Annotated in this window: 10 protein-coding genes; 1 reads left to right on the top strand and 9 read right to left on the bottom strand. The window is 31.6% G+C overall.

Going from position 1 to position 11,375, the window contains the following annotated elements; all coding sequences use genetic code 11:
- Positions 1-4: 4 nt before the first annotated feature.
- On the bottom strand, positions 5-739 hold the full coding sequence (locus tag BN1865_RS13800) for a nitroreductase family protein (RefSeq protein ID WP_198527289.1): 735 nt from the start codon (positions 737-739) through the stop codon (positions 5-7).
- 89 nt (positions 740-828) lie between these two features.
- On the opposite strand from BN1865_RS13800, the gene pepT reads away from it, so the two are divergent.
- Positions 829-2,049 (top strand): peptidase T, encoded by a 1,221-nt coding sequence (gene pepT / locus BN1865_RS13795; RefSeq protein ID WP_050637849.1) that lies wholly within the window; start codon positions 829-831, stop codon positions 2,047-2,049.
- Between the two features lie 86 nt (positions 2,050-2,135).
- Here the strand turns inward: pepT and BN1865_RS13790 are convergent, their stop codons facing one another.
- From BN1865_RS13790 to BN1865_RS13755, 8 genes are all read right to left on the bottom strand, one after another.
- The gene (locus tag BN1865_RS13790; protein WP_050637848.1) at positions 2,136-3,350 is read right to left on the bottom strand and encodes an MFS transporter; all 1,215 of its coding nucleotides are present in this window, start codon (positions 3,348-3,350) and stop codon (positions 2,136-2,138) included.
- Positions 3,351-3,365: 15 nt separating this feature from the next.
- Positions 3,366-4,592: a M24 family metallopeptidase gene (locus BN1865_RS13785; protein WP_232780404.1), complete on the bottom strand. Its 1,227-nt coding sequence runs from the start codon at positions 4,590-4,592 to the stop codon at positions 3,366-3,368.
- A gap of 52 nt (positions 4,593-4,644) precedes the next feature.
- Positions 4,645-6,276 (bottom strand): peptide ABC transporter substrate-binding protein, encoded by a 1,632-nt coding sequence (locus tag BN1865_RS13780; protein WP_050637846.1) that lies wholly within the window; start codon positions 6,274-6,276, stop codon positions 4,645-4,647.
- Positions 6,277-6,289: 13 nt separating this feature from the next.
- A complete protein-coding gene (locus tag BN1865_RS13775) occupies positions 6,290-7,273 on the bottom strand; it encodes an ABC transporter ATP-binding protein (RefSeq protein ID WP_050637845.1) in 984 nt (327 codons plus the stop codon).
- Positions 7,274-7,275: 2 nt separating this feature from the next.
- Positions 7,276-8,289, bottom strand: a complete 1,014-nt coding sequence (locus BN1865_RS13770) for an ABC transporter ATP-binding protein (protein WP_050637844.1) — start codon at positions 8,287-8,289, stop codon at positions 7,276-7,278.
- A 12-nt stretch (positions 8,290-8,301) separates the two neighbouring features.
- A complete protein-coding gene (locus BN1865_RS13765; RefSeq protein ID WP_050637843.1) occupies positions 8,302-9,234 on the bottom strand; it encodes an ABC transporter permease in 933 nt (310 codons plus the stop codon).
- 16 nt (positions 9,235-9,250) lie between these two features.
- Positions 9,251-10,168: an ABC transporter permease gene (locus BN1865_RS13760; RefSeq protein WP_050637842.1), complete on the bottom strand. Its 918-nt coding sequence runs from the start codon at positions 10,166-10,168 to the stop codon at positions 9,251-9,253.
- Between the two features lie 308 nt (positions 10,169-10,476).
- Complete coding sequence (locus tag BN1865_RS13755; protein WP_050637841.1) at positions 10,477-11,292, bottom strand: mechanosensitive ion channel family protein; 816 nt, start codon at positions 11,290-11,292, stop codon at positions 10,477-10,479.
- Positions 11,293-11,375: the final 83 nt, after the last annotated feature.

Raw genomic sequence — 11,375 nt, 5'->3', positions numbered from 1 at the left:
AGCTTTATTTTATCCAATGTTTTAATATTTCTCTTGATGATCTATTCATTTCATCTCTAAATTCAGCAAAGAATTTTCTTTTCGCAAATGAGGAAATATACTTTTCAAGTTCTTCTTCACTCTTGCCAGATTGTTTAATAAACATTTCTTTTGTCTCTTCAATTGTTTTTTGATGATAAGTGTTCACACTTACCATATCTTCAAGTGCAAAGCGATGTGGTTTTTCTCTTGTTTGTTGTTGTTTTGTTGGTTTTCCAAAAACAACCATAACATAAGGAACAGCATATTTAGGTAATTTTAATAATTTCTGATTCTCTTCAAAATTTTCTAAGATATCCCCAATATAACATGATCCAATTCCTAAAGACTGTGCTGCAACAACAGCATTTTGAGCAGCAATAATGCAATCTTGAGTCGCTAAAAATAAATCAGATTCTTCTAATTTCGGAACACCTGGCGTATATTCATTAAACATATCAAACCATTTTTGATAATCAGCTAGGAAAATGAGAACAAGAGGCGCCTTAGCAATAAATGGTTGATGATCACATCTAATTGCCAATTCATCTTTTAAAGCTTGATCTTGTACATCAATAATTGAATAAAGAGCCATATTCCCTGCAGTAGGTGCCTGTAATGCCGATTCCAATATTATTCTTTTTTCTTCTTCAGTTATTTTTTCATCTGTATACATACGAACAGACTTTCTTTCAAATAATTCTTTAATTGTTTCATTCATGATTTTTTCCTCCACTTCTTTTCAATTATAACATAGATTATTCCCTCATTTCCATGTATAATATAGAAATAGAAAGTGAGGTAGAAAATATGAATATTGAAGAAAGATTTTTAAAATATGTTAGTTTTGATACACAGTCTGATCCTAAATCAGAAACTGCTCCTTCAACTATGAAACAATTAGAATTAGGAAAAGCATTGGTTGAAGAAATGAAAGAAATAGGAATTGAAAATGCTCAATTAGATGAATATGGTATTGTTTATGGAACAATTCCAGCTAATAATAATGCACAAGGTCATGTTATTGGATTTGTTGCTCATATGGATACATCACCAGATGCAGCTGGTCATAACATTCATCCACAAATTATTAGAGATTATTCAGGCGATACAATTGTTCTTAATAAAGATAAAAAATTATCTCTGGATCCTCATGATTTCCCTGAACTATTAAATGTTTTGCATCATGATTTAATAACAACTGATGGAACGACTCTTCTTGGTGCTGATGATAAAGCTGGTGTTGCTGTTATTATGCAGATGGCTGAATATATTTTAACTCATCCTGAATTTAAACATAATGACATTCAAATTGCTTTTACACCTGATGAAGAGGTCGGACGTGGAACAGAACACTTTGATGTTGAACGTTTCCATGCAGATTATGCTTACACTGTTGATGGTGGAGATATTTCTGAGATTGAATATGAGAATTTCAATGCATTTAGTGCTGTTGTGGAAGTCACTGGTAAGAGTATCCACCCTGGTTCTGCCAAAAATGCAATGGTCAATTCTATCCATATTGCTCAAGAATTTGATGCAATGTTACCAATTCACGCAAGACCTGAATCTACTGAGGGATATGAAGGTTTCAATCATCTACATGATATTCATGGAAACTGTGAAAAAACAGTTATGGAATATATCATTAGAAATCACGATCTTGATTTAGCAAAAAAACAATGTCAGGATTTTCTAAATATTGCTGATTTTCTTAATCAAAAATATGGTTATAGTCTTGTCAATGTAACGATTGAACAAAGTTATTTAAATATGAAAGAACACATATTAGAAAATATGTATATTGTTGATAATGCAATGAAAGCTATGAAAGAATGTCAAGTTGAACCACGTGCTGTTCCTATCAGAGGTGGAACTGATGGAGCTAATCTCACTTATATGGGATTACCATGTCCTAATCTTGGAACTGGTGGTTATAACTATCATGGTCCTTTTGAATATGTTTCATTAACAATGATGAAAAAACAAGTTGAAGTTCTTCTTAAAATACTAGAAAATAATGTAAAATAAGAAATTTTTATAATAAATGAAAAGAATGAATATAGGTCAATGGTTTAAAATGACTGTATTCATTCTTTTTTATTAACTCTTTATTTTTACAATGATGGATAAAAATGCTTATCTGCTTTTTTCAAAATAACAATCATAAGCAATCCTATGATTGTCACAAGACTAACTAATGACCAAATGAAAACAATTGTATAATGATCTATTAATATTCCCCACCCTTTTTGCATTATTGCGATAAAAATAGCACTCAACATTCTTTGTAATGAATTCATACGAGCACGATGGGATAAAGGAATTCTCTTTGTAATATATGGAAGTTGCCCTAAAGCATTAAATATTTCTCCACATGTAAATAAAAACATAGATAAAAAATAAAGAGGAACTTTTCCTTGAATAAAAATATACATAGATAAACTTATCATAAACAATATCGCACTTATTTCAATCTTATTAATATCCTTAACACGAGAAAACCATGAAGTTAATAAAGGTGTTCCCATCACCACAACTATAGCGTTTAAACTTGTCATAGCGCCAAAATAAAGCGCTCCTTGTGACCCATGTAACTGTTCAAGATTCAAAGGTAATAAAAACTGATACTGGCTATAAATAAATTCAATCACAACAAAACAACAAAGATAATATAACAAGATCTTTCTTGTTTTTAAAACCTGCCATAAACTCATACTAGTAGCTTCTTCGTATTTTTCACATGAATCATCTGATACAACAGATGTATCTTTCAACCAAAGAATAATCATAATTGTTGATATAAGCGTTGATATCGCATCAATAAAGAAAGACAACTGTAAATGTTCTGCAAACAATAATCCACCTAACATTGGTGCCAAAACCATACCCAAATTGGCACCTAGATAAGTTAAACTATAAGCTCGTTCACGATCTTTTGATTCACTTAAATCTGCAATAAGTGCATCATATACAGGATGTTCCATCATTGCAAATAATCCAGCAATAAAGAAAATAATAACTGTCCCCATATTGATATCTAAGATTGCTATAGATAAATAACCAATGACACTCACTAAATCACAAAGAATAATCATCATCTTTTTATTATAATGATCAGCCATGTATCCAGCAAACATCATACATGGAATTTGAACAATATTCATAATAAGCAAAAGGGATGCTATTTGCGAAGCATCCATCTTCAATTTATTTGATAAAATAAGAGTCATCATTGGCCAAACCATTGCTCCCAAACAAGTAACAACTTTACCAAAAGTTAAAATATAAATTTCTTTTTTTAACCCTAGATATTGCTCCATTATTTTCATAGCATTCCCCTTTTACTATTTAATGAAATAAATTTGATCTCTATTTGGATATAAGAATGTTACACCATCATGTGTAAATGATACTGTTTCTTCACTGAACATTGTATATACCAATCCATTATATTCATATTTAACATTAAGTTCTAATGCATAAACTGTATCATAAGACATTTTAATATCACCTTTTAAAGGTATTGGATTTTGATTATTCCATAATCCTATTGTTGGCCCTGGACCATGTCCATAAATATTACATGGATGTGAATACAAACAAGCATCAATATGTTCTTCCTTAGCTTTTTTTAGTGCATCCATTAACACATCATTTCCGCTCTTTCCATCCGCCATACACTCACAAACAATATCTTGGAAACGATTATTAACTTTAAATCCATCTTTCATCCATTGTGGTACATCTGTTTCATCATCTTTAGCCACATAAGCTAAACGTTGTGTATCACTACATAAATTTAAATACTTAATTCCAAAATCACAATGCAATAAATCACCTTTTTCTATAATACCTTCATGAATAACCCCATCATGTCCTTCTCTTTGTATATCAATTGTTGGAGAGAACCAATATTGTAATCCTAATTGTGTGACTTTATCCATCATAAAAAATTCAAGATCTTCACATGTTGTCTTTCCTGGTTCAATTGCACGGAAACTAAAAGCTTCTTCAATAATAGAAAATGCAATATTCATTAATTCAGGATAAAGAGATAATTCTGTTGATGTTCTTATTTCCATGACTTTAATTGGTAACAATTCATCAACAATCAATCTTTCTACATATTCAGGTTTTAATGATTCTTTTAATGAAACATATAAACCATGACTAAGTCCATCAGCATAAGTAAAATCTTTTGAAATATTAATTGCAATCTTTTGAGGATCATATTCATCAAACAAACTATTTAATGCATCCATCTGCTCTTCTTCTCCAAATTTCCAATACTGTGGATAATAATGATTAAGGGCAGGATCAGGCATACTTAAAGAAAATCTTTTCACTTCGTCATTTGTTTTGATAAAAACAAGCATGGTAATTCGTCTTGCTGTTAAATAGCTGGCAGGTGTCAATGAATCAAACACTAAATCCTCATGATATTCCTTACTTGCAACTATCCATGCATCACTTTCACTTTGTTTCATCACTTCAGGAACAATCACATCTAAACGCTCTTTTAAACAGATATCTTTGACTTTATACTGTTCTTTTATTGATTTTATTTCCATAATCTTCCTCCTTCATATCATAAAGGAGCACAAATGTGCTCCTATTGATTTTTTATTTATAATATGCTCTTGTTAAATCGTAATGTCCTTCTGGTGAAGAAGTGATACCTTCAAGATCAGAAGCTTTTAAGAATGGATCAGTGTATCCAAATAAAGGAATCATGTAGCATTGTTCTTGAATTAAATATTTTTCTGCTTCATGTAATTTATTAATACGTTCTGCACCATCTAATTTTTCTGCAGCAGTAATCATTGCTTCATATTTATCATCATCAACAGTATTACCAGCTAAAGAATGACCATAATACATTGATAAATAAGCCATTGGATCTAAGAAGTCAGCAGTCATAGCATGACGAGCTAATTCAAAGTTACCATCATCACGACTCTTGAAGAATGTTTCTTTTTCTTCAACTTTTAATTGGAAATCAATATAAACTTCTTTTAATGAAGCTTGAATTGCTTGAGCAACATCTTTGTGTAATGGTAAATCGTTATATTTATATGTTAATTTTAACATATTGCTTTCGCTATAACCTTTAGATTTCATAATTTCTTGTGCTTTAGCTTTATCATAACTTCCATAAACATCATCTTTTACTTCTTCGTTATAATCACCATTTGCTCCTGGAATACCTACAGGAACTAATTTATCTAATGCATAAGCATAGTCACCATATCCAGTTGCATCTAATACGTTTTGACGATTAATACCATAAGAAATTGCTTTTCTAATATCAACATCTTTTAATGCTTTGTTTGTGTTTTCATCACCTGAATTAATTAAGATATAATAGTTACATACAAATGGATCAATAATATAAGCTTGTTTCTTTAAATCTTCTGTGTTTTGAACAGTTTCATTGTTTACAGAAGTAGCCCAATCTAAATCTCCAGCTTGGAAACCACTTGTTTGTGTATCTGAATCTTTCATAACTTTGAAACTAATTTTTTCAATTTTTACTTCATCAGCAGCATGATATTTTTCATTTCTTTCAAGAACGATTTCATCTTTTGCATTGATAGAAGTTGCACGGAATGCTCCATTAGTAGGATTATCTAATCTATCAGCCCAGTTATTTGTTAATGGATTACCACCATCTTTTTCTACGATATCTTTACGAAGTGGGTAGAATACTGTATTCGTTAATAGAGATGTAAAATAAGCACATTTTTCTTTTAAAGTGATAACAATTGTATTATCATCTTTTGCAACAGCACCGAAGTTTTTAATATCATCAGGGCTGCTTAATGGTTTAGCACCATCAGTAGTTCCAACGATTTTGTTAATAAATTGTGAATAGTAAGCTTTACCAATCCCCATTGCAGAAGCACGTTTCCATGCATATACATAGTCACTTGCTTTTAAAGCTTCACCGTCACTCCAAGTATAACCTGATTTTAATTTGATTGTATAAGTTAAACCATCATCGCTAATTTCTGGAGCAGCTTCAGCAACACTAGGTTGAGCAACACCATCTTTATCTAACTTATATAACCCTTCATACATTTGTGCTAAAATATTAGCAGTAATTGAATCGTCTACGATTGCAGGATCTAAGAATTCACAGTCTCCACCAAGCGCAACTCTAATAAGAGTTGAGTCAGCACGACCTCCTCCACCACATGCTGTTAATGTGGCAACCATAGCGAAACATAATAAAGAACTCAATAATTTTTTCATGTTTTTCTCCTCCCTATTCTTTATTATCTTCAAACAAGAAACATGCAACAAGTCGGCCATTAACCTCTTTTAATTCAGGTTTTGCCTGTGCACATCTCTCTGTCGCCTTAGGACAACGTGTTCTAAATACACATCCTGAAGGCGGATTGATTGGACTAGGCAGTTCTCCCTCAAGAACTATCCTTTGTCTTTCACGAGCAGTTTTAGGATCTGGAATTGGTACAGATGATAAAAGAGCTTGTGTATATGGATGTAGTGGATCAGTATAAACCTCATCACTATTTCCAACTTCTACTAAATTTCCTAAATACATAACACCGATACGATCTGAAATATGTTTAACCATACTCAAATCATGGGCAATAAATAAATAAGAAATTCCCATTTCTGCCTGAATCTTTTCAAGCAAATTTATGACCTGCGCTTGGATAGAAACATCTAGCGCTGAAATAGGCTCATCACAAACAATAAACTTCGGATTTAATGCAAGTGTTCTTGCAATTCCAATACGTTGTCTTTGTCCTCCTGAAAACTCATGTGGATATCTACGAATATGATCAGGCTTTAACCCAACCAAGTCAAGCAATTCCCTTACACGTTTTTCTCTTTCTTCTTTAGTATCAAAGATACCATGGATATCCATTGGTTCTCGAATAATTTCTCCTACTGTCATACGTGGATTTAAACTTGCATAAGGATCTTGGAAAATCATTTGAACATCTTGTCTAAACTGTTTTAACTCATCACCATGAATTTTAGTGATATCTTGTCCATCAACTAAAATTTGACCACTTGTAGGCTGATTAATTTTAACAATAGCTCGACCAGTTGTTGATTTCCCACATCCTGATTCACCAACTAATCCAAATGTCTCACCTGGATAAATCTTTAGTGAAATTCCATCAACAGCTTTGACTTCATCTTTTTTCTTTAAAAATCCACCATTAACATAGAAATAAACTTTTAAATCTTTTAACTCTAATATAGGTTCAGCCATTCTTATTCACCCTTCCCTTCTTTTGCAAGAGGATGAGATAACCAGCAAGAAGCCTGATGTGTTTTTGAATAGACTTCCTGAGATGGCATTTTCATCTTACAAACTTTCATTGCATTTTCACATCTATCAACAAATGGACACCAATCACCTAAATTCAATAAATCAGGTGGTGATCCAGGAATCGGATGTAATTCTTTCTTTTCTTTATCTTCAGGATTAGCAATACAAGATAATAATCCTTTTGTATATGGATGCTGAGGATTATAGAAAATTTCATCAGCTGTTCCAATTTCAACTATCTTACCACCATACATGATAGCAATTCTATCACACATACTAGCAACAACACCCAAATCATGTGTAATCATGATAATACTTGAATCAAGTTCATCACGCAAACCAGTAATTAAATCTAAAACCTGTGCTTGAATAGTCACGTCTAATGCAGTTGTTGGTTCATCCGCAATAATCAATTTTGGATTACATGCCAAAGCAATTGCAATAATAATACGTTGTCTCATCCCACCAGAGAATTGATGTGGATATTGTTTAATTCTTGATTCTGGTGAAGGAATCCCAACTTTAGCCATTAACTCGATAGCTCTTTGTCTTGCTTCAGCCTTAGAAACATTATTGTGATTCAAAATTGGTTCTGTCAATTGTGTTTCAATTGTTAAAACCGGATTTAAGAATGTCATTGGATCCTGGAAAATCATAGCCATATCATTTCCACGAATGTCACTCATTGTATCTTCATATTCTTTTTCATTTTTAAATGCCAATGGAGAGATATTTTTACCATCTAAGATAATTTCCCCGTTAGCAACTCGACCATTCCCAGCTAGTAGTCCCATAACAGAAAACATCGTTTGTGATTTCCCTGAACCAGACTCACCAACTATACCTAAAATTTCACCTTTCTTGACTTCAAATGAAACGTCTCTTACAGCTTGTACTGTTCCATTATCAGTAGAAAATTCTGTAGAAAGGTTTTTGATTTCTAACATTGCAGACATTTTTTAACCTCCCTACTTCTTCTTAGGATCAAGAGCAACTCCTAATCCGTCTCCAATAAAGTTTAATGCTAACATTGTTAAGCAAATTGCCATAACTGGCCAAATAATCTGAATTGGCTGAGACATCATCATACGACGTGCATCATTTGCTAATGTTCCCCAACTTGCTTGAGGAGCATTTAAACCAATTCCTAAGAAACCTAAGAAGGCTTCATTAAATATAACACTAGGCACTAACATTGTTACTGAAACAATAATAGGTCCCATAGAATTGACAATTAAGTGTTTTAACAAAATACGTGCTTTACTAGCCCCTAATACAAACGCAGCTAATGAAAACTCTTGTTCTTTTAATGTTAAAACCTGTGCACGAACCTGTCTTGCCATTCCCATCCAAGATGAAATTGTGATTCCTAACATAATAGATGTTAAACTAGGCTCTAATACAACAACAATCATGATAATATATAGAATATCTGGAATAGAATACATCATATCAACAAAACGCATCATTAACATATCTACTTTGCCACCAACATATCCAGCTATTCCACCATAAATAACTCCAATACCTAAAGCAATAAATGCTCCCATAAATCCAACACTTAATGAAATACGACCACCACACATAATACGAACTAAGATATCTCTACCAAATTTATCTGTTCCCATTAAATGTGCCAATGTAGGCCCCTGATTTGCAATAGCCATATTTTGTTCATCATAAGTATATGGTGAAATCATTGGTATTATGATACAAGCAATAATCATAATTAATACAAAGAATAATCCAACTAATGCCATTTTATTCTGTTTAAAACGTACCCATGCATCTTGAAAATACGTTTTACTTTCGTATGAAATCTTCTCAGCATTTTTTTCACTATCATCCAGTTTTTCAAATAAGTCTGGAGTTAGTTTTAATTCTTCTTTTTTCAAATCCATAATCTTAACTCCTTCCTTACTTTAACTTAATTCTTGGATCAACCATTGCTGATACAATATCAGTAATTAAATTGAATGTGATAATTAAAATTCCTAAGAAAATAGTCATCCCCATAATCAAAGGATAATCACGATCCATAACAGATGTAACAAATGAAGAACCAAGTCCTGGAATTGCAAATATTGTCTCTACTACCAAACTTCCTGTTAACAAAAATGCAAACATAGGTCCAATATATGTAATAACAGGTAACATTGCATTTTTTAAAGCATGTTTAATAATAACTTTTTTATATGGTGTTCCTTTAGAACGTGCTAATATAATATAATCTTGTTTCATAACTTCCAACATACTACTACGTGTTAAACGTGAAATCATTGATATTGGATACAATGACAACGCTAACGCTGGTAAAACATAATGTGCTGGTGTTGCCAATCCAATAAATGGAAACATTCGCAGTTTAACACCAAATATAACGACTAGTAACATAGCTATTAAAAATGAAGGAACACTTACACCGATTGTTGCAATAAACATACAAACATTGTTAATCCACTTCTTTCTAGAAAGTGCTGCTGTTGTTCCTAATGTAATCCCCACTGTTACCGCGAATATAAAAGCTACAAATGCCAATTTTGCTGTAACAGGAAAACCATTTCCTATATAATATGTAACAGTACGTCCCTCGTGTACCATACTTTCTCCCAAATCACCTTGCACAACGCCTTCAATATACAAAGCATATTGTGTCAAAACTGGTTTATCTAAATTATATCTTTCTTCTGCTGCTTTTCTTGCTTCAGCTGTTTTAAATTTTTCACCACTGATTGGTGAACCAGGTGTCGCCTTCATCAAAAAGAAAGTAGCACTAGATAAAACAAATAACGTTATAATCCCTATTAATATACGTTTTACTACATACTTACCCATTTTTTACCATACCTTTCATCGTAACAAAGATATTTTCCTATTTTATGAGCCAAAATTCATATAAAATATATCTTCGTACAATACATCATACATAAAAATTGTTCTTTGGTCAACTTTCTTTTAAAAAAAATTTTGTCGATTTCATATTTTTCCAAAAATATAATTATTTTTTTGTTATTTTCAGTAAAAAAACGTTTGCATTTTTGTAATTGTATACATGTCTAAACAATTTATTTTCATCTATACTCCATATTTTATGAAAATTTTAGAAAATATAAACAAAAAAACATACAGTCTGTATGCTTTTGTCAAGATTTATCAGATTGATGAATATGGACATCTATTTGTGTATATGGAATACTAATACCATTTTGGTCAAATGATGCCTTAATCTGTTCTACAAGATCATCTTTTAAATCATAATAATGCTCTGTTTGTGCCCAAACTCTTAACCCAATAGCAATAGCATGATCTTTGTATTCACTTACTCTTACATAAGGCAAAGGTTCTTTTAATGCATAAGGATGCTGATTAATGACTTCCATAATAATTTGTTTTGCTACTTCCACATCACTTTCATAATGAATATCCATAGTCATATCAACACGACGAATATCTTCATGTGAATAATTTACAAAAGTTGAAGAAGCTAACTCATTATTAGGAATAACAACCATCTTATTATCAAAAGTCATAAGTATCGTATATAACAATTGAATTTCCTGAATTTTTCCTATGTAATTATTAACCTCAATAATATCACCTTTAACAAATGGCTTAGCAAATAAAATAATAATCCCTGAAACTATCCCTTTCATAGAATCCTGCAACCCTAAAACAATAGCTGCTCCAGCAGTTGTCAAAACAGCAACCAACGAAGTTACTGAAACTCCTAATTGACCAATCACAGTAATAATGACAATAACTCTTAATCCTACATTTGCTATTGATTTTACAAAATTGATGACAATGGGATCCACATTTGACTTTTTCATCATTCTTTCAAGGATATGAAGTAGAATCTTTGTACCATACCAACCCAATATAAAAACAATGAGCGCATCAACTAAATTTAGTCCTACATTTGTATACTTATCTATAAATGTTTGTAATATATTATTCATCCCAATTCCTCTTTTCATCTTATTATATATATAGTTTAAGAAATATTGTCAACAAGTCAATATAAAAAGGTTGCAATATTTTA

Origin of the sequence: Candidatus Stoquefichus sp. SB1, from assembly GCF_001244545.1 — a bacterium.
Classification (GTDB): domain Bacteria; phylum Bacillota_I; class Bacilli_A; order Erysipelotrichales; family Coprobacillaceae; genus Stoquefichus.
This window is presented reverse-complemented; position numbering and strand designations above follow the sequence as displayed.